Here is a 19,652-nt window from a genome sequence, read left to right on the forward strand (position 1 = left end):
CTCACGGGGGAATGGCGAAGGGCAAGAGAGAAATCCTTGACGCCCGCCGCCAAATGGCCAATCCTCCAATCTCGGTTGGCAATGGCTATTCACAAAAATGGACGTATGAAGGAAAAATTTGTTGGTGGTCTACTCGCTGTCCTGTTAGTTCCTGTGGTAGGAACGGCATCCTCTTGTCACGCACAAGCAACAGGTGCCGACAACCAAAACTCTCAGGTTTCCGAGCAAGTAATTGCCACCCAACCGTCCCGGCAGTTAAACGCTACTCGGGTCGAAGCGCAAAAAGTCGGACAGTATCAGTATCAAGCAAGAGCTGAAATTGCCCGAGACTCGATCGCCAAAATTCAGCCCCACAACTTAGGCGGGCGACAAGCAGCGACAGTCTACGTGCGAAACATTCCAGTCATCACCTTTCTCAACGCCAGTCCGGAAACAAACACGCCTTTGGGAGAAACTGGCAACAGCCAAGCCGGTGCTAGCAGTCCGTCAAAAGTAGCGGGCGCCAGAGAAAATCCCAAAGTCGGAAACATTGCCAGCAACTCTAGCAACCAAGAACCCGATCCAATTTGGCGGGCATCAAGCTTAGCAGCAAGACTCAATCAGCTAGCCCGCAACAACATCGATCCCAACAGCATTACCGTTAAGTGGGAAAAAGGCGATCGCTACATTATCCAGGCAAACGGCGAGGAGTTGGTAAACATCAACGCCGAAACCATCCTCCCCGACACCACCAGCAACTTTAGCAGAGACGCCCTGCAAGCAACCAATCGCCTCCGGCGACTTCTGGGCAACGCCCCACCCCTGGAAGAAGTCGCAGGCAAACCCCAACCAGAACCCCCCGTGCTGTCTATGGGCCCAGTTCAAGTGCGCCTCAGCGGCTGGGCTTCCTGGTACGGCCCAGGATTTAACGGCAACCTCAGCGCCAGCGGCGAGCGTTTCAACCAAAATGATTTGACCGCAGCCCACCCAAACTTGCCTTTTGGAACGAGAGTCATGGTAAGAAATCTCGACAACGGCCGCACTGTGGTCGTCCGCATTAATGACCGCGGCCCCTATGTGGGCGATCGGCTCATTGACTTGTCCGCCGGCGCCGCCAGCGTGCTGGGAATGATGAGCAGTGGCGTTGCGAGAGTGGAAATCGAAGTGATCGAACCGCCGCAGCAAACAACTGGTGGACGCTGAACGGTAGTCTAAGGCAGAATACAAAAGTTATCCGAAGTGTAGAAAGCAGAAAGTAGAATAAAACTGACATCTTGCACCATTTTCAAGAACGGGCTCTCCGGCCCGTTCCACAAAGAATGAGTTTTCTTGTGGAACAGGCCGAAAAGCCTGTTCCTAAACAACTAATTGAGAATGGTGCAAGATGTGAGATAAAACTGACATCTTGCACTATTCTTTGTGGAACAGGCCGAAAAGCCTGTTCTTGAGGATGGTGCAAGATGTCAAGTCGAACAAATTCTGACAACAAATAAACTCTGCATTCTGCCGAATGCCTTCAGGAGATTCTACCGGTGCGCCTGTTTACTACCATTGCAGCACTTCGCTGCTACTTAAATTTACAAAAGTCTGCTGCACCTCATTTGACAGTCGGTTTGGTGCCGACGATGGGAGCTTTGCACGCAGGGCATCTGAGCTTGATCCAGCGGGCAAGGCAAGAAAATGCGATCGCCCTGGTCAGCATTTTTGTCAACCCGCTGCAATTTGGGCCGACAGAAGATTTTCAAGATTATCCTCGGAATTTCGAGCAAGACCGGCTGTTGTGCGAACAAGTTGGGGTTGATGCCATATTTGCTCCCTCAGCAACCGAAATGTTCGGCAACCAAGCGGTCGATTCCCTACGGGATAGCTTCGCCGCGCGTACAGAAACAGAGCAAACCGCCCAAAAACAGATAGAGATTCACCTTTCATCCTTAACTCAAGTAGTGCCGCCACCGACGATGACATCGGTTTTGTGTGGCAAAGCAAGGCCCGGTCATTTTCAGGGCGTCGCGGCAATTGTTACTAAACTTTTGAGTTTGGTGCAGCCGACAAAAGCTTATTTCGGTCAAAAAGACGCCCAGCAGCTAGCAATTATTCGGAAGCTGGTCTTTGATTTTAACTTGCCTGTAGAGATTGTCGCTTGTCCGATCGTCCGGGAAGAGTCGGGACTGGCAATGAGTTCTCGCAATCAGTATTTAACAGCAGAGCAAAAACAGCAAGCCTCCGTACTCTACCGCGCGCTGCAACAAGCCTCGAAAACTTTTGCTTCAGGGGATCGCACCGCAGCCGCCGCACTCGCTGTCGCCCACGCAGCAGTCGCAGGAGAGCCCGCAGTCAAGCTCGAATACGCCGAAATCGTCGAGCCCGACACTTTGACGCCGTTGCAGGTTGTGGAAACAGCCGGACTTTTAGCCGTGGCCGCCAGAGTTGGCTCTACTCGCTTGATTGACAATATAATTCTCAGGAATCGCCGGCCAATTGTGGCGATCGACGGCCCGGCGGGAGCAGGCAAATCTACCGTAACTCGCCTTGCCGCAACAGCTTTGAACTTGTTTTATCTGGATACCGGTGCGATGTATCGGGCGCTGACTTGGCTGGCATTGAAAACAGACACGCCGATTTCCGACGAATGCGCGATCGCCGAATTAATCAGTTCCAGTTATTTAGAATACAACCTCGATCCCGCATCAAAGATGTTGAAGATTAACGGCGAAGACGTAACCGAGGCAATTCGCAGTTTGGAAGTGACATCCCGCGTCTCGGAAATGGCGGCACTTCCCGCCGTGCGGCAGTTTCTGCTGGAGGAACAGCGGCGCTGCGGCACAAAAGGCGGAATTATAGCAGAAGGCCGCGATATCGGCACTAACGTGTTTCCCGATGCGGAAGTGAAGATTTTTTTGACGGCTTCGGTACAAGAGCGCTCGCGCAGGCGGCTGTTAGAACTAAAAGACACCGATCGGGCTAATATTAGCTTGGCCCAATTGGAACAAGACATCGCCCTGCGGGACGAAAAGGACAGCACCCGCGAGGTTGCACCTTTGCGTAAAGCGGCCGATGCTGTGGAAATTCAAACAGACAATCTGACTGTTGCCGAAGTTATCGATCGGATTGTCTGCTTGTACAAAGAGAGAATCGGCCCTAAAAGTTAATTTTAGGACTGGCGGGCATCGATCGCCACTCATATCAAATCCGGTTAAACTCACATCTTGCACCATTGCCAATAAGCATTTTAGGGGCGGACAAGATGCGTGTTCGACAAGAAAATTGAACTATGAGTGGAACAAACCGGAAAGCCTGTTCAGGAAAATGGTGCAAAATGTCAGGTTAAACTCACATCTTGCAGCGTTAGGTAGGGACGCGGGCCCCAGCCTGAGTCCCTAAGAATATAAAGTGCCCTTAACCAGATTTGAGCGCCGTCCGCTTGGTGGGGGAAAATTTGAACCATCCCATTTTTTATGGGTTAGGGGATTTCTTGCCTACAAGTCTTAATGTTTTTTATCCTGACGGACTTCCCCGCGATCAGTTATTTCCAGTAGTATTTTTAGGGGCAATCGGATTTAAGATTATCCTCTTAAGAGGATTAAGTTGATATCAACATAAAATATAAAATTAACTGTGCAAGGTGTGAAGGAGAGAATGACGTGACACAAATGAAACGGATCTTGAGGCGGCGAAAAACTTTAATTGTTGCTTTTATGGCCGCCATAGGAAGTTTTTTGCTGGGTGTGACGTTGCCGATTAACTTGCGGGCAAATCAGCCATTGGCACCGATTCAGGCGCAAGTCTTGGCCGTATCGCACTCGCAAGAAGAACAGCCGATATCCAATATTAATCAGCTCCAACAGGCGATCGCCCGTCGAGTTGAATTTTCCCAAAATGCTCTAACCCAATTGCAGGGAATGCGCTTTCAATCAGCCGTACCGGATCAGTTTCAAGGGACAACCATTAGTCACGCGAAACTCGACTCCCAGCACAAGGCGATCGCCCTGACATTTGACGACGGCCCCTGGCCGACAACAACTAAACAAATCCTAGATATTCTCAAGGAAAACAATATTAAGGCTACATTTTTCTGGGTAGGAAGATACCTGCAAACTTATCCCGAAATTGGCAAACAGGTCGCAGCAGCCGGTCACGCGATCGGCAACCACACTTGGAACCACCAATACATTAAGTATAACGAAGACGGTGCCGCTCGCGAGATCGATCGCACTTCATCCTTAATTGAGGAATTGACCGGCATCCAAACATCGATGTTCCGCCCGCCAGGAGGCATTTTAAACAATGGATTGACAGCTTATGCTCAAAAGAAAAATTATGCAGTTGTGATGTGGTCTGCTGATTCTTTTGATTGGCGCACTCTTACGGAATCTTTGATAGACAACGTGATGAGGCAGGCCAATTCCGGTGGCATTGTGCTGATGCACGACGGTGGCGGCAATCGAGCGAGAACTGTAAAAGCTTTACCTGATATTATTGCTCGATTGAGAAAGGAAGGGTACAGTTTCGTAACAGTTCCAGAGTTATTGCAGATGCAAAAACAAGACTTACAGCAAAAGGAAACAGCACAAAAATAACTATTTGCAAAAGTGGGATTTTACACCATTTTTCCATTTTTTTGTATGTCGTTAGATAAATTTTTCATAACTATAGCCGAACGAAGAAGGAAGAAGTAGCAACCGCGCCCGATGCCCGGCGACGTTCTTAACTAACTCCTGAAACCATTGCTTTAATGGCATTTCCCCTCTTCCTTCTTCCGACGGACATCGGACTGACATCCGTTACATCCGTTATAAAATCCGTTGCCGAACTTCCTTCTTCCTGACATCCGTTACATCCGTTACAGAATCCGTTGCCGAACTTCCTTCTTCAACTACACAAATCGATCGAAAATCGCTAGGCTATAACAGAGCATCAGTTCGATCGCGAGTCGCGTACCAGCCATGACCCAAAGTCTTAATGCGACAGGGTTGCCCCCCGCCTTCCCGGATCACACGCAACTCCCCGAATCAGACGGCACGTTCGTGAAGAACTTTCAAGAACATCCCCAGAGTATCCTGCTCACCGACTCCCTAGAAAGCACACTGCAAACGCTTCACCCCGACGGACAATATGCGATCGGGCAAGATTGTGGCATCTACTGGCGCGAAACCGACCCACCAGAACGCGGAGCCGAAGCCCCTGACTGGTTCTACGTGCCGAACGTTCCGCCTTTGTTAGACGGCGAAATTCGTCGGTCTTACGTGATTTGGCGCGAGTATATGGTGCCAATAATTGCGATCGAATTGGCGAGTGGGGATGGTTCCGAAGAACGAGACAACACGTCTTTATCTCGTTGGCCAGAAGGTACTAATCAAAAACCAGGGAAGTTTTGGGTATACGAACAGATTATCCGCATTCCCTACTACGCCATCTATACAATCAAAACCAGCCAACTGGAAGTCTACAACTGTGTAAACGCCCGTTATTGTCGATTGGAACCCAACGATCGCGGACATTACCCGATCGACCGCATGGGAGTAGAGTTAGGCGTATGGGAAGGCAGCTATCAAAATCAGACACAACGTTGGTTGCGCTGGTGGGATAATCAGGGGAATTTGTTGCTGACGGGGAGCGAGCAAGCTCGACTCGAACGCCTCCACACCGAACAGGAACGCCAGCGGGCTGAAGCTGAGCGTCAACGAGCTGAAGCTGAGCGTCAACGGGCCGAAGCTGAGCGTCAACGGGCCGATCGCGTGGAGCAAACACAACGAGATGCTATCCCCCAACTACTGGCAATGGGTTTGACTATCGAACAAGTTGCCCAGGCGCTTTCTCTGTCGGTGGAAGAGGTGCAGCGATTGGGATAAAGGGCGGTCGAGCTGACCATTTCCTAGCAAGGACTTTGGTCTTTTTCGATACCTTAATTGTAGCCATATTACCAATTTAGGCTTGAATCTAACGGCAAATTTTGCAATTGAGAATTCACCCAATTAGCCGCCGCTAAACCCGATCGCAAAGCACCCTCTATTTGACCTTCCCCGCACAAATCCCCCGCACAAACCAGCGGCAAATTCCCCCCAGCAGGCAAACAAGAAACAGGCAAAGGATTTCGACAAAAAGCATAGCGCCAGCGGTGAACCTGCAACCATTCCGGCTCCTTCAGCCAAGAAATTAAATATTCAGAAGCTCGATCAAGCAATTCTTGACCGACTGTTGGCAAATCAACCGATTCTAGATGGCGTTCTGCAAAATTTGCGCTGCTGTGAACCACAAACACCGGCTGCTGCGGATCGAGCCGTTTGCTGCTGTCCAAACCAACCCAAGCTAAATCAGAATTATCGGGAAAAGAAACAGCTTTCCACGGCGGATTTAGATTGCTTAAATCTTGCTGTTTTGCCGCAGAATAGCCAGCCATAACCGTAATGCAAGGCTCGTACTCCACAGAAAGCAATTTGTCAAGAAAATCCGATTTCAAACCAATTTCCGAATTCAAAAACATTAAAGCTTGAGGTGCAGGAATTGCCACAACCACAGCCTTAGCAATCAATTCTTGAGGTATCTCTAAATTGCTGTCAGTGAGTTCTAGGGAAAGATGCCACATTTGGTTATCTGTAGTCGAAATAGCTTGTACGCGGCGGCCAAACCAAATTTCTACCCCCTCCGCCAGATACTTACCGATCGCATTCATACCCGCAGGTGCGACATAGCAAGAACTAGCAATAGCAGAAAGTTTCCCCTGTCTGAATTCCCAGACAGTATCAGTCCAGAGTTTGAGGATGTGGCGATCGACCAAAACCTCAATTAACCCCTGCACCGCATCCCCCTGCGGTTCCAGATACCGCACCCCGTGATCGGCCCTAGTACCCTGTACGCGGCGGGTAGCGACTCGTCCCCCCGCGCCGCGAGATTTCTCAACAACCGCCACAGAATAACCAGCTTGACGCAACCGTTGAGCGCAACTCAGCCCCGCCATACCCGCACCAATCACCGCAACATCGAACATAATCAATCAGTCAATCGATTTTAGATTTTAGATTTTAGATTTTAGATTGAAGCATTGACCCCACGGATAAATTGGGGGGCAAGTTTCATCGGATACAGGTTTTTTATTTCTGGACGGATGAATCCGGGGGCTTGTATCCTGGATGCTTTCGGTCAGCCTTGTGAATCTAAACATCAGCTTAAAGGCTGCGAGCTGAATTTGTACCTTACCGATGACTCAAAAGAGCCGTAGCACGGGCGATGACCCGACGCCATCGCCCTGCACCAAGTAGTAGAATAAAGGACAGCACGACTCCATGATTAAGACCAGATCAAAAAATGCCACTGTAGGTAAATCCTAAATCCTAATGGTTGTCAACCAGCCGTCATCTAAAATCTAAAATCTAAAATCTAAAATCGCATAGGGGAGGGCAAAATTTTGGACGAACTCAGAGCAGCACTCGAATTGACAACAGAAGAAGAATTGCAGCAACTAACAGAACTTCTGTTCAGCCGCAAGTTTAACCCTTTAGATTACGTGCAAACCCCCGCACCGATAGATGTACAAAGTCGCGATCGCCAAGCATGGCTCGACGCCGTAGAACAGCGGTTTCGCTATCTTGCAGCCGACGGCTTGACGGTACTCAGAGGGCGAACCCAACAAGTAACTTACAGACAAGCACTAATTCAAGTTTGTCGCTATCTCAAAATCCCTTATCCCAGACAGTTGTCAACCACCGACTTAGAGGCAGAAGTATTTCTGCACTTAATGGGCCGCGCGTGGAAGCGTTTACCTGCAGATGAACAGCAAGCGCTGACACTGCGCGTACAGCGAGCGATCGTTGATTCTAAACTCTCAGAACCCCTGCCAATTTCTGCTGAAAAAGACCCGCTGGGTTTACTGTTCAAAGGCGGCAGCGCTTTAGCTGTTAGTTCCATCTTAAAACCAATGCTGCTCAAACTAATGGCCAATCAATTTGCGCTGCATTTTGCCACCTATCAAATGGCAAAACAAGGAGTGCTTGCAGGCACTGCAACTGCAGCAACCCAGTTTCAAAATTATGTCGCAATTCAGACGGCGCGGCGCGGTATGGCGGTGAGTGCGGCTCGTTACGGTGCAACGCGGAGCGTATTTTCGTTAGTCGGCCCGGTGATGTGGACTTGGTTTTTAGCGGATTTGGGTTGGCGATCGATTTCCACGAACTACGGCCGCATTATCCCGACCATTTTTGCCTTAGCTCAAATACGCCTGACGCGATCGGAATGCGTTTGGGAACTAGCTTAACGATGGTAGATTGTAGATTTTAGATTTGAGATTGGGAGTGTGGGTGAATATCAAAAATCGGTTGAAATTAGCTGCCAAACAGACAGCCGAAAATCTCAAGTCTCGCCTCCAAAAACATCCCGATCCCCGCCTGCAAATTCCTTGGAATTTCGCCCAAGTGGGGATGCTAATTTTTCCCTTAATTCCCATTTTGGGAGCTTTAGGTTTATTCCTGGGATTGGCCGGCACTTGGAAGCAAAAGTTCCGTCAAATTAGTCGCCGCCCGTTGAATCGAGGATTTGCAATTCTGAGCGCGTTGCTAGTCATCACAGCGGTTTTTGCCCACAACCGCATCGAGGCTTTTATAGGGTTGTACAATTTCTTGCCGTTCTTTATATTGTTTGCCGCTTTTAGCAGTTTAATTCAAACTCTGCCTCAATTGCGGCAATTGTCTTGGGTGATTGTAATTAGTTCAATTCCAGTGATAATTTTAGGTCTGGGACAGCAATTTTTAGGCTGGAGCGGCATCGATCAATTGCAGCCTGTTTTTGGCTGGGTACTCGAACCCAAAGGCAATCCCCCCGGCCGCATGGCTTCTGTATTTATGTACGCTAATATTTTAGCTTGCTATCTGACAATTGCTTTTACTTTAGCACTGGGACTGTGGATGGAAGAAGTCAGTTGTCAGTTGTCAGTTGGCAGTTGTCAGTTGTCAGTTGTCAGTTGTCAGTTGTCAGTTGTCAGTTGTCACCACTTACCAATGCCCAATGCCCAATGCCCGATGCCCAATGCCCGATTCCTATTTTTAAGTTTGGCAGTGATCGGAAATGCTGTTGCTTTGATTTTTACTAATTCTCGCAATGCTTGGGGGCTAGCAGTTTTGGCAGTTTTGGCTTTTGCATTTTATGCGGGTTATAAAAAATTATTAGCTGCGGTTTTTAGTGTAGCTAGCACAGTTTTTTTGTCGGCCTTTGGGCCGGAACCACTGCGGCAATATTTACGAAGAATTGTTCCGGCTTTTTTCTGGGCTAGACTCACCGACGAGATGTTCCCAAATCGGCCGACAGCTACTTTGAGAAAAACTCAGTGGGAATTTGCTTGGTCAATGACTCAGCAGCGTCCTTGGACTGGTTGGGGATTGCGAAATTTTACGCCTCTATATCAAGCTCAGATGCAAGAATGGCTTGGTCATCCTCACAGTTTGATGCTGATGTTGACTGCGGAAACGGGGATACCCGCAACGCTTTTTTTGTTTGGTTTAGTTGGCTGGGTTTTGGCTAGGGGTGTTTTGCTGCTGGCGAATTGGCCGCTTTTCCCTGGGGATATTAAACACGAGCAAATAGCAACACAGGAGGTAGCGGAAAATGCTTTAGTGCTCAATCAAAAATCAATAATTAATAGCAAAAATCAGGTAGTTTGTCAAGATGTAAGAGCGACCGATCGCCTAATTTTTTTCAGTTATTTATTAGCCTTCGCCGCCTGTACGCTTTTTAACACTGTAGATGTGACGCTGTTTGATTTCCGACTCAATACTACAAGCTGGTTGCTGTTAGCCGCAATTTGCGGAGTCAGCCAGAGGGAATAGGGCATCGGGAATAGGGCATCGGGAATAGGGCATCGGGAATAGGGCATCGGGCATCGGGCATGGGGCATCGGGCATCGGGCATGGGGCATCGGGCATGGGGCATCGGGCATCGGGCATCGGGCATCGGGCATCGGGCATCGGGCATCGGGCATCGGGCATGGGGCATGGGGCATCGGGCATGGGGCATCGGGCATCGGGCATCGGGCATCGGGCATCGGGCATCGGGCATCGGGCATCGGGCATCGGGCATCGGGCATCGGGCTCCCGGAGGCAGAGCCTGGAAGGTTATTGATAACAAATAACCAATAACCAATAACAACTGCTAACAGTCAACAGTCAACAGTCAACAGTCAACAGTCAACAGTCAACAGCCAACTGCCAACTGCCAACTGAATTCCTTTATTCTACCGTCACCGATTTTGCCAAATTTCGTGGCTGATCCACATCCAAACCTCGACGCGCCGCAATGTGATAAGCCAACAATTGCAACGGAATCACTGTCACAATCGGTGACAACAATTCATCCACCAAAGGCACGGGCAAAATGTGGTCAAAAATCTCGGCTTCCGCCACACCTTGCTTCGGCGTAACGCCAATTAAACGGGCGTCGCGGGCCTTGGCTTCTTGAGCGTTGGAAAGCACTTTTTCGTAGACGCTTCCGGGCATGGCGATCGCCACTACAGGCACTTTCGCATCCAAAAGGGCGATCGGGCCGTGTTTCATCTCTCCCGCCGGATATCCTTCGGCGTGAATGTAGCTAATTTCCTTCAGTTTCAGCGCCCCTTCCAAAGCAATCGGAAAATTAATTCCCCGCCCCAAAAAGATAAAATCTTGGGTGTCTGTAAACTGGTGAGACAATTCCTCCACATACTGTTCTTGAATCTCCAAAAACTTCTCAATTTCCGCTGGCAACTGGCGCAAACCAGTAATAATTTCTGCCAATCTCTCAGTGCTGATTGTTTGCCGCTGGTGCGCCAAATCCAAAGCTAAGAAATAGAATGCCATCAACTGAGTGACAAAAGTTTTAGTCGCAGCAACGCCGATTTCTATACCAGCGTGGGTGTTGATTACCTGCGGCATCATGTGGGCGATCGAACTTTCCGTCCTATTAGTAATGCCTAACATTCTCGCCCGGAATTTATCAGTAAAACCCGCGCGGCGCTGCTGTTCCATCCCCAAAGCAGCCAGCGTGTCCGCCGTTTCTCCCGACTGAGTTACCCCAATAGTTAAAGTATTTGCTGTCAGCGGTGCCGGTGCGTAGCGGTACTCAGAAGCGTACTGCACCGCTGTCGGAATATTAGCTAATTGTTCCAACAAATATTTGCCGATTAGCGAGGCGTGCCAGCTCGTTCCGCAGGCGAGAATGGAAATTTGTTCGACATCAGCGCAAAGTTCTTTGGGCAAGTTGAGATTGATGGGAGAGCGCGGATTGCCTGGCTGCCAATCGCTGTCTAAATAAGCCTCCAAACAAGCTCGGACTACGGCTGGCTGTTCATAAATCTCCTTGTGCATGAAGTGTTTGAAGCCTTGTTTTTCGACTAAAACCGGACTCCAACCAAGGATGCGCGGGCTTTTTTTCAGCCTTTCTCCTGCAAAGCTGTAAACTTCGACTCCCATCGGAGTTAGCCTTGCCAATTCGCCATTTTCCAAGGACAAAACAGTGCGGGTGTGAGATACTAAGGCCGGCGTGTCGGAAGCGCAGAAAAATTCGCCAGCACCCAAGCCAATTACCAAAGGAGCTTGCTGTCTGGCGACAATTATTTCCTCTGGAAAATCTGCACAGATAACGGCGATCGCAAAAGCTCCTTCTAATTTATTTACCGCCTTTAAAACAGTTTCCAAAAACGATAAATCCGCAATTTTCTCGGTTTTTTTATCTTTTTCTTCTTCCTTCTCCCTTCTTGCTTCTTTCAAAAATTCAGCTATTAAATGAGGGATAACTTCTGTATCGGTATCCGAGACAAATTTATGTCCCTTCGCTTTCAATTCTTTCCGCAACTCGCGATAATTTTCGACAATTCCATTTTGAACTACCGCAATTCGCCCGCTATTATCTAGGTGAGGGTGAGCGTTATATTCTTCAGGCTTGCCGTGAGTGGCCCAGCGGGTGTGTCCGATGCCGATGGGAGCCAGAGAGTCTATCTCTGCTAGCTTTTCCCGGAGGCTGTGCAATTTGCCCTTTGCTCGGATGCAGGTAATTTCTCCTTCGGAGATGGTAGCGAGGCCCGCTGAATCGTAGCCCCGGTATTCTAGTTTCTCCAATCCTGCTAGCAAAATCTCGCTTGCTGCTTGCGTGCCGATATAGCCAACGATTCCGCACATTTAACGTACTACTCCTGCTTAGCGATCGCAATAAAACTTAAGTTTTATCATTTTTACCTTCTTCCGGCCCCAGAATGCAGATTCCGCGACAAAAAAAGAGGGGGCAATTTAATCGCCCCCTCTTTTGTGCCCGTAATTCGATCGATGTGTCGATCGATATTTAGTAGGCTAGACCCATACTGCGAGTGGTTTCTGCTCCCAGGTAAACCCGGATGCTCAGAAAATCGGTGGGACAAGCAGTTTCGCACCGCTTGCAGCCTACACAGTCTTCGGTGCGGGGAGATGAGGCAATCTGAGCTGCTTTGCAGCCATCCCAGGGCACCATCTCCAAAACGTCAGTCGGACAAGCGCGGACGCATTGAGTGCAGCCGATGCAAGTATCGTAAATTTTGACTGAATGAGACATTGAATAAAGGCTCCCAACGAGTCACTAAAAATTTGCTGCCTCTGCGAGTGAACAGATTTGACGGCGAGGTGCCACCGCTATAGCCTGCACAGAGAATTAAAGGTTAGTCTACCGCAGTGCCTGGAAGCACTTCGCGAAAAAGCGACAAAACTTCACAGTTATTCACGGTGGGACTCTGATAGAACCCATTTGGGCTCTATATCATTCGCCAACCGTTTGAGCATCAGCCTGTTGACATCCTCCCCGCCCTAAAAGTGCGGGGATTCCCAAACATCACTGCTTGGGTTTCTGCTTCTGTCCCTGACGGGGTTTCGCACCAGCCTTAACAGATTTACTCTGTTCGGGTCTTACGGTCGCTCCACAGACTGACACGGCAAGCCCTGCCGCCAAAATATTCCTTGCCGCATTGATGTCTCGGTCATGGTGAGTCCGGCACTTAGGACAATCCCATTCCCGGATATTTAACGCCATCTTTTCAACGATGTGACCGCAATTGCCACACCGTTTTGAACTCGGAAACCATCGGTCAATTTTGATTAAAGTGCGACCGTATCAGTTGCACTTGTATTCAAGTTGCCTGACCAATTCACCCCAACTTGCGTCACTTATGGCAAGAGCTAGTTTCCGATTTTTAACCATGTTCTTCACAGCTAAATCCTCAATGGCAATCCTTTGGTTTTCGCGCACCAATCGAGTCGTTAACTTGTGAAGGTTATCTTTTCTTGCATCAGTAATTTCTTGATGCACTCTCGCTACTTTAAGCCGTGCTTTGTGACGGTTGTTAGACCCTTTCTGCTTTCGACTTAAAGATTTCTGCGCTCTCCTGAGCTTTCGATACTTTGCCTTAAATCCTTTGGGATTAGCAATCTTTTCACCCGTGCCCAGAGTGAGTAAACTCGCAATTCCCAAGTCGATGCCGACTTGACTGTCTGACACAGGTAGTGCTTCAATTTCAACATCTACCAACAGAGAGACTGACCATCTACCAGATGGTGAAAGCTTCACCGTAATCGTTGATGGTGTCGCACCGACAGGCAGCATCCGACTCCAGCGAATAGGCAACGCTTGAGTGCATTTTGCTAGGTAGACCTGTCCGTTTTTTAACTTAAAAGCAGATTTGGTGAACTCAGCACTGCCGCCATTGCGTTTCTTTTTGAAGTTGGGGTATTTTGCCCGCCCGTCAAAGAAGTTGCTCAGGGCAGTTTGCAGGTGGCGCAAGCATTGCTGCAATGGTACACAGCTAACTTCATTAAGAAAATCAAGTTCTTCCGTTTTCTTCCATTCGGTTAGCATTGAAGAGGTTTCAGCGTACCCTACCCGTTTCTGGTCTTTGTACCAGGCTTCAGTTCTTGCAGCTAATGCACGGTTGTAAACCAAACGAGTACAACCCAGTGTGCGTCGCAACAAACTTTCTTGTTCCGGCGTGGGGTAGAATCGGTAACTGAAGGCTTTTAGTGTCATGCTCACCTTTGGCGTTACTTTCACAGTCTAGCACCTCCCATCTGAAATAGTAGAAGGTCTTAGCAAAATTCAAGTAAAACCCTCCTAGAAGGACGGGGTTTCTCACCCATTTTTCTGATGATCTTATCCGGGTGATACCCCTTGCCCTTGCAGAATGGTAATCTTCGGAATATTGACGGGTCAGAGTGTGAAAATAATCGAGGTTGTGACTCAACATTTCAATCAAGCCATATTCATCGGACACACTGGCTGTTGTGCAATGGCTCAAAAACGGCAAGCTGACTGGTATCAACGGCTAGATGTTGTTTGATGCCATTGGTGCATTTGTAATGGCAGAAGCCTTTAGACTCGACACTCGCAAATTGCACGTATTTTTCACCGCTACACCGAGCTATTAGAGGAATTCTAGCCGTTTGGTTAATCCACTTTACGCTGTGAGCTAATGAAGGGAGATCGGGGAGCCAAGAAGAAGCCCACGAGACTAGCGAAGAGAATCGGTGTAAAAGTGCTAAATCCTGTCAATTTGGCCAGTAGCAGAGTTGTACTAATTGGAGTTCGAGTAACTGTTGAATTCAGAGCAGCCATTACACAAATCATTGCCAAAGTCTCGTTGGATGCGGGATTAATGATAGCGATTGCCTTTCCTAAACAGGATCCTATAAAAAACAGTGGGATGATAATCCCTCCCCGCCAGCCTCCATTTACGGTCGTACTAATGGCAAACACTTTAGCAATAACTAAAATCAAGAGAAATTCCAAAGGAAAGTTTCCCTCAACAATTTTTTCAATTTGATGTTCACCAAAGAAACGAGTGAGCGGAAATAAAGCTGATAAAACACCAAGTCCTAGCCCAGCTAAAGTAGTCCGCACATAGATTGGACTGGGTATGGCATCAAACAAGCGACCTACACCGCGAAATATAGCGATAAAAAGCCACCCCATGAGCGCACCTACGATTCCATAAGCAATCGCTGCGCCAAAGTCATAAAGGCTGTCCACATTGTATTGAGGAAAATGCCAGGTAGGGCCTATTCCAAGCTGGGTAATTGCTACAAAAATGGTGTAACTTGCACAACTTGCCACTACCGCAGGCAATATTGCTTCAAAATACTCCACAACATTCTGATGATGCAGAATTTCTAAAGCAAAAAAAGTACCACCCAAAGGAGCACCGAACAAAACTGTAAAACCAGATGCCATGCCAGCAATACTCAAAGTTCGTAGTGCCTCTCCGCGCAATTGAAAGCGATCGGCTAACCACGTACCAATTGAACCTGTGACTTGCACCATTGGTGCTTCTGGACCCGCACTGCCTCCACTTGCAATACTGATTAGCGACGACAGAATCATCGAAGGATTCTCGTTCATTGGTAACCGCCCACCATTGAGATGAATATTGTCAATAATCAACCCTATTTCGCCAGGATTTCCCAGCCAATGAATGAGCAAACCGATGAGTAAACCCGCAAGCGGCATGATGATTAGTAGAGAATGTCCACTAAAATATTCAAATCCCACCATCATGTAAGACAAAAATATCCAATAACTTGCACCAAACAAACCACAAATGATTCCTAGCATTGCCCATAGGAATACCGAACGTGTGAGATTTACTGGGTTTCGTTTCATTGTTTACTCCTTGTCAATAGCTAGGCAGTTAGGAAGTCTTAAAAAACTATTTTGTGTAATTGTATACAATTTCTGTGATTTGCATATTAACCTACCAGCCCCACACTTGCTTTTGAGTCTAGATCCGGGCTACGGTATGCGGTCTAGCGATCGCAGTCTAACAAGGGCTGGCAACGGAACTGAGGCATCGGTTATCAGTGGTGTAGCCACCGTGCAACGCCGTTCGCTGAAGCCCCCGTCGTTAGACCGCTTCATATTTTGGTGGTGTCAATAGCTTAAAGAACCCATTTGGGCTCTCTGATGACGAGCTAAGATCAGAAATAAATGGCATTGTCGAGCAACTTCACCGACAACGAGTGATAACTCCGCAACGCCATTGCTGCCCCACAAGAAGAAGACTAGACCACCTCTGGGGACAAAAGGACAAATTTAGGACTTACCCACCGGGGCTCAGAAACCGGGTTTTTTTACGAAAAAACAAAGGTTGTGACCCGCAGATTCGGTAAAAAACCCGGTTTCTTTGGTATGTGTGCGTCCAGGACTGAAATTGTGGACGGTATCTTCTATCAACTCAAGAGTGTATAAGCGCGATCGATCGTCCCGCTAGCACTCGCCTATAATTCCGCTCTAACCGGATTTGATTTGAGAAAAGACTAAAGTCTTTACTACCAACCTGGATTGAAGATGAGAAAGGACTAAAGCTCTTACTCCAAACCCGCGCAAATCGATCGACTAAAAGCCTAATTTTTCTAACACGGGCTTAGTTGAAACAATATGTCGATCAAGTCCTAGTTTTTTTGGCTCCACACCCAAAGCCAAAGCCACCAATTGCGACAAATGCAACACGGGCAAACCCAACTTGCGCCCGATTACTTTTTCCACCTCCGGCTGCCGCGCATCCAAATTTAAATGACAAAGCGGGCAAGGAGTTACCATACAATCAGCGCCATTGTCAAGAGCATCTTGAATATGTTTGCCTGCCATCTGAAAAGATTGGTTAGTGGCATAACTCGCCAACGGCCAGCCACAGCACTGCGTCCGCCCTCGATAGTAAACCGGAGTTGCCCCGATCGCCCGAAACACATTTTCCATTGATTCCGGTTGGTGCGGGTCATCGTAAAGCAGCTTATCCTGAGCTCGCAGCAGGTAGCACCCGTAAAAAGACGCGCACTTCAAACCTGAAAGCTTGCGGGTGACTCGCTTCTGCACCTCGTCGAGCCCGTAATCTGCAACGATCGCCCACAACAGATGCTTCACCTCCGTACTGCCTTGATAAGGCGAACAGCCTTGTTTTTCAAGTAAACCGTTGACTTTTTCTATGTAGTGAGGATCGGTTTTCTGAGATTCCTTGAGGCGATCGTCCACATGACCGATCACCCCTTGACAAGTGCTGCAATGTGTCAACAAAGGCAGATTCAGTTCCTCAGCCAAAGCAATATTGCGAGCGTTGACAGTATCTTCGAGTAACTGCGAATCTTCCTTGAAAGTGCCAGAACCGCAGCAGGAAGCTTTTTTGAGTTCCACCAGTTCAATCCCCAACGCTTGAGTCAGCGCTTGGGTAGACAGGTAAAGTTCACGGGCCGCCCCTTGGGGAACGCAACCGGGAAAGTAAGCATATTTGAGATTTGGGGATGGCATAATTGTTTCTGCAGGGGACACAAGGTTCGGGACAAGAAACTTGAGCGATCGAAGTCGGGAGGCTTCCTGCTTAGTTTTCCCTCTTTATAATTAACGTATCACCGCCTAGCTAGGAGCCAATTGTCAGCTTTTCTCAAGCATTTTGAGTTGATGACTGACAATCAAGCATCCAGGATACCCGCCACGTGATTCATTCCGAAAGCAGACTCAGGACCCAGAAATAAAAAACCTGTATCCGAGAAACTTGCCGAACGTATTTATCCGTGGAGTCAATGCTTCAATCTAAAATCTAAAATCTAAAATCTAAAATGGATTGACGCACCATCGACCCAAAATTCCGGTTCCTCAACGTTATCAGGTTGCTAAACGAGATGATTGATTGTGGGCTATGGGTTTTTTCCTTAGTCGTAGGGTTGCTGCGATCGTCCGTGTCCCAATTGTCGCTGGCCCGTGTCACTTAGAAAAGCGGCCAGCCTTTCTCTTGCCGATCCCCCTTTCGGATAAGATTAGATACGCAGCAACCAATGAGGACACGAGGTTATGAGTCAAGACGACATTTTTGCTAGAGTCAAGAAAATTGTGGCTGATCAATTGGAAGTCGATCCAAGCGAAGTCAAGCCCGAAGCCAACTTTGCTAACGATTTAGGAGCAGATTCCTTAGATACAGTAGAGCTGGTCATGGCCTTGGAAGAAGAGTTTGATATTGAAATTCCCGACGAAGCAGCCGAAGGAATTACTACGGTTCAAGCTTCTGTAGATTTCATCAGCAGCCAACTTGCAGCTCCAAAAGCATAAAATACCTGTCTTTTCCCCTAAGAGGAGAGAAGTTAGAAAACTGGAAACTCCTCTTTTGTTCTGCGTTCTGGGTGTTTAATTTTTTGAAACTGAAATCATGACAAATTTAGAGCGTAAGCGCGTTGTTATCACGGGTCTCGGCGCGATTACACCGATCGGCAATACCTTGTCTGAATATTGGGACGGGTTGCTTGCCGGGAAGAATGGTATAGGCCCGATCACCTTATTCGACCCGTCGCGGCACGACTGCCGCTTTGCCGCAGAGGTGAAGGGTTACGACCCACACGACTATTTAGAGCGCAAGGAAGCAAAGCGGATGGATCGCTTTGCTCAATTTGGGGTGTCAGCCAGCAAGCAAGCTCTTGCTGATGCGAAGTTTGAGATTAACGACCTGAACGCAGAACAGGTGGGTGTCATTCTTGGCACTGGCATTGGCGGGCTGAAGGTTTTAGAAGACCAGCAAGAGATATATCTGACTCGCGGCCCCGATCGATGCAGCCCGTTTATGATTCCCATGATGATTGCGAATATGGCCGCGGGCCTGACGGCGATTCACACGGGCGCTAAAGGGCCAAACTCTTGCACGGTGACGGCTTGCGCTGCCGGGTCAAATGCCGTGGGCGATGCGTTTCGCTTAGTTCAGGCGGGTTACGCCCAAGCAATGATTTGCGGCGGTACAGAAGCTGCGGTGACACCTTTGTGCGTGGCAGGTTTTGCTGCGGCGAGGGCGCTTTCGACTCGCAACGATGACCCGACTCATGCTTCTCGTCCGTTCGATCGCGATCGGGATGGTTTTGTCGTCGGCGAAGGTGCTGGCATTCTGATTCTAGAAGAAATGGAACACGCTCTGGCGCGTGGCGCGAAGATTTACGCAGAAATCGTCGGCTACGGTTTAACTTGCGATGCGTATCACATGACTTCTCCGGTACCGGGGGGGAACGGTGCGTCGCGCGCGATGGCTTTAGCGCTCAAGGATGGGGGTTTGACGCCGGATCAAGTGAGCTATATCAACGCTCACGGCACGAGCACGCTTCCCAACGATTCTACGGAAACAAAAGCGATTAAAAATACTTTGGGAGACCACGCTTACAAAGTAGCAATTAGTTCTACCAAGTCGATGACCGGTCATCTTTTGGGCGGTTCTGGGGGCATTGAGGCGGTGGCGACGGTAATGTCGATCGCCAATGACAAAATCCCGCCGACAATCAATCTGGAAAATCCCGATCCTGAGTGCGATTTGGACTATGTTCCTCATACAAGCCGCGATCTAAAAGTTGATGTGGCGCTGTCGAATTCTTTTGGATTTGGCGGCCACAACGTGACTCTGGCATTCAAGAAGTTTGTTCAGTAACGGGCAATTAGAAAGTCGAGAGTTAAAAGGTGAAAAATTAATTTTTCACCTTTTTATTTTTTAGATTAATTTTTGATGGGGCGATCGGCTATTAAGTAAATCAACTTAATTCAACCTCAGGGTAAGCTCATCTAATTTGGTATAAATTGTACTTGACAAAACAAACAAAATACACAGGGGAACCCGCTCGTCATTAACGGTTCTATAATGCCTCAAAAGCTAAGTCATCAAGGTAAGGAAAAGTTTATGGGTATGAGTA

At 48.4% G+C, this 19,652-nt stretch carries 16 protein-coding genes and 1 pseudogene; 10 read left to right on the forward strand and 7 right to left on the reverse strand.

Going from position 1 to position 19,652, the window contains the following annotated elements; genetic code table 11:
• The first annotated feature begins 36 nt into the window (after positions 1-36).
• The 3 genes from QUA16_RS16920 to QUA16_RS16930 all read left to right on the forward strand — a co-directional run bounded on the left by QUA16_RS16920 (position 37) and on the right by QUA16_RS16930 (position 4,556).
• Entirely contained in the window at positions 37-1,182 is a 1,146-nt protein-coding gene (locus QUA16_RS16920) for a septal ring lytic transglycosylase RlpA family protein (RefSeq protein WP_333181259.1), read from the forward strand.
• 329 nt (positions 1,183-1,511) lie between these two features.
• Positions 1,512-3,128: a bifunctional pantoate--beta-alanine ligase/(d)CMP kinase gene (locus QUA16_RS16925; protein ID WP_333104456.1), complete on the forward strand. Its 1,617-nt coding sequence runs from the start codon at positions 1,512-1,514 to the stop codon at positions 3,126-3,128.
• 501 nt (positions 3,129-3,629) lie between these two features.
• Complete coding sequence (locus tag QUA16_RS16930; protein WP_333104457.1) at positions 3,630-4,556, forward strand: polysaccharide deacetylase family protein; 927 nt, start codon at positions 3,630-3,632, stop codon at positions 4,554-4,556.
• Between the two features lie 51 nt (positions 4,557-4,607).
• Here the strand turns inward: QUA16_RS16930 and QUA16_RS16935 are convergent, their stop codons facing one another.
• On the reverse strand, positions 4,608-4,757 hold the full coding sequence (locus tag QUA16_RS16935; RefSeq protein WP_333181260.1) for a hypothetical protein: 150 nt from the start codon (positions 4,755-4,757) through the stop codon (positions 4,608-4,610).
• Positions 4,758-4,922: 165 nt separating this feature from the next.
• On the opposite strand from QUA16_RS16935, the gene QUA16_RS16940 reads away from it, so the two are divergent.
• Positions 4,923-5,828: a Uma2 family endonuclease gene (locus tag QUA16_RS16940; RefSeq protein ID WP_333104458.1), complete on the forward strand. Its 906-nt coding sequence runs from the start codon at positions 4,923-4,925 to the stop codon at positions 5,826-5,828.
• 68 nt (positions 5,829-5,896) lie between these two features.
• Here QUA16_RS16940 and QUA16_RS16945 read toward each other — a convergent pair whose 3' ends face one another.
• Entirely contained in the window at positions 5,897-6,964 is a 1,068-nt protein-coding gene (locus QUA16_RS16945; protein WP_333104459.1) for an FAD-dependent oxidoreductase, read from the reverse strand.
• Between the two features lie 417 nt (positions 6,965-7,381).
• Here QUA16_RS16945 and QUA16_RS16950 point away from each other — a divergent pair, with 417 nt between their 5' ends.
• From QUA16_RS16950 to QUA16_RS16960, 3 genes are read left to right on the forward strand one after another with little or no spacing between them, the layout of a single operon-like run.
• The gene (locus tag QUA16_RS16950; RefSeq protein WP_190733343.1) at positions 7,382-8,227 is read left to right on the forward strand and encodes a YaaW family protein; all 846 of its coding nucleotides are present in this window, start codon (positions 7,382-7,384) and stop codon (positions 8,225-8,227) included.
• Between the two features lie 43 nt (positions 8,228-8,270).
• On the forward strand, positions 8,271-9,791 hold the full coding sequence (locus QUA16_RS16955; RefSeq protein ID WP_333104460.1) for an O-antigen ligase family protein: 1,521 nt from the start codon (positions 8,271-8,273) through the stop codon (positions 9,789-9,791).
• A 59-nt stretch (positions 9,792-9,850) separates the two neighbouring features.
• Positions 9,851-10,093, forward strand: a complete 243-nt coding sequence (locus QUA16_RS16960; RefSeq protein ID WP_333181261.1) for a hypothetical protein — start codon at positions 9,851-9,853, stop codon at positions 10,091-10,093.
• 97 nt (positions 10,094-10,190) lie between these two features.
• Here the strand turns inward: QUA16_RS16960 and glmS are convergent, their stop codons facing one another.
• The 3 genes and pseudogenes from glmS to QUA16_RS16975 form a co-directional block, all read right to left on the reverse strand.
• Positions 10,191-12,113 carry a glutamine--fructose-6-phosphate transaminase (isomerizing) gene (gene glmS, locus QUA16_RS16965; RefSeq protein WP_333104462.1) on the reverse strand — a complete coding sequence of 641 codons (1,923 nt, stop codon included), beginning with the start codon at positions 12,111-12,113 and terminating at the stop codon, positions 10,191-10,193.
• Between the two features lie 160 nt (positions 12,114-12,273).
• On the reverse strand, positions 12,274-12,519 hold the full coding sequence (gene psaC, locus QUA16_RS16970; protein WP_015175986.1) for a photosystem I iron-sulfur center protein PsaC: 246 nt from the start codon (positions 12,517-12,519) through the stop codon (positions 12,274-12,276).
• Positions 12,520-12,792: 273 nt separating this feature from the next.
• Positions 12,793-13,980, reverse strand: a pseudogene (locus tag QUA16_RS16975) (RNA-guided endonuclease InsQ/TnpB family protein).
• Between the two features lie 187 nt (positions 13,981-14,167).
• Between QUA16_RS16975 and QUA16_RS16980 the strand changes: the two are divergent.
• The gene (locus QUA16_RS16980) at positions 14,168-14,290 is read left to right on the forward strand and encodes a hypothetical protein (RefSeq protein ID WP_333181262.1); all 123 of its coding nucleotides are present in this window, start codon (positions 14,168-14,170) and stop codon (positions 14,288-14,290) included.
• Positions 14,291-14,397: 107 nt separating this feature from the next.
• Here QUA16_RS16980 and QUA16_RS16985 read toward each other — a convergent pair whose 3' ends face one another.
• On the reverse strand, positions 14,398-15,609 hold the full coding sequence (locus tag QUA16_RS16985; protein WP_333104463.1) for a chloride channel protein: 1,212 nt from the start codon (positions 15,607-15,609) through the stop codon (positions 14,398-14,400).
• 732 nt (positions 15,610-16,341) lie between these two features.
• Entirely contained in the window at positions 16,342-17,247 is a 906-nt protein-coding gene (locus tag QUA16_RS16990) for a CoB--CoM heterodisulfide reductase iron-sulfur subunit B family protein (protein WP_333104464.1), read from the reverse strand.
• A 540-nt stretch (positions 17,248-17,787) separates the two neighbouring features.
• Here QUA16_RS16990 and acpP point away from each other — a divergent pair.
• Positions 17,788-18,042, forward strand: a complete 255-nt coding sequence (acpP, locus tag QUA16_RS16995; RefSeq protein ID WP_333104466.1) for an acyl carrier protein — start codon at positions 17,788-17,790, stop codon at positions 18,040-18,042.
• Positions 18,043-18,139: 97 nt separating this feature from the next.
• The gene (gene fabF / locus QUA16_RS17000; protein WP_333104467.1) at positions 18,140-19,393 is read left to right on the forward strand and encodes a beta-ketoacyl-ACP synthase II; all 1,254 of its coding nucleotides are present in this window, start codon (positions 18,140-18,142) and stop codon (positions 19,391-19,393) included.
• Positions 19,394-19,652: the final 259 nt, after the last annotated feature.

Source organism: Microcoleus sp. S13_C3, assembly GCF_036700905.1.
Classification (GTDB): domain Bacteria; phylum Cyanobacteriota; class Cyanobacteriia; order Cyanobacteriales; family Microcoleaceae; genus Microcoleus.

Coding starts and splice junctions, on each gene's coding strand:
- QUA16_RS16930 (WP_333104457.1), top strand. CDS start 3,630: ATGAAACGGATCTTGAGGCGGCGAAAAACTTTAATTGTTGCTTTTATG.
- QUA16_RS16935 (WP_333181260.1), bottom strand. CDS start 4,757: ATGTCAGTCCGATGTCCGTCGGAAGAAGGAAGAGGGGAAATGCCATTA.
- QUA16_RS16940 (WP_333104458.1), top strand. CDS start 4,923: ATGACCCAAAGTCTTAATGCGACAGGGTTGCCCCCCGCCTTCCCGGAT.
- QUA16_RS16945 (WP_333104459.1), bottom strand. CDS start 6,964: ATGTTCGATGTTGCGGTGATTGGTGCGGGTATGGCGGGGCTGAGTTGC.
- QUA16_RS16960 (WP_333181261.1), top strand. CDS start 9,851: ATGGGGCATCGGGCATCGGGCATGGGGCATCGGGCATGGGGCATCGGG.
- glmS (WP_333104462.1), bottom strand. CDS start 12,113: ATGTGCGGAATCGTTGGCTATATCGGCACGCAAGCAGCAAGCGAGATT.
- psaC (WP_015175986.1), bottom strand. CDS start 12,519: ATGTCTCATTCAGTCAAAATTTACGATACTTGCATCGGCTGCACTCAA.
- QUA16_RS16985 (WP_333104463.1), bottom strand. CDS start 15,609: ATGAAACGAAACCCAGTAAATCTCACACGTTCGGTATTCCTATGGGCA.
- QUA16_RS16990 (WP_333104464.1), bottom strand. CDS start 17,247: ATGCCATCCCCAAATCTCAAATATGCTTACTTTCCCGGTTGCGTTCCC.
- acpP (WP_333104466.1), top strand. CDS start 17,788: ATGAGTCAAGACGACATTTTTGCTAGAGTCAAGAAAATTGTGGCTGAT.
- fabF (WP_333104467.1), top strand. CDS start 18,140: ATGACAAATTTAGAGCGTAAGCGCGTTGTTATCACGGGTCTCGGCGCG.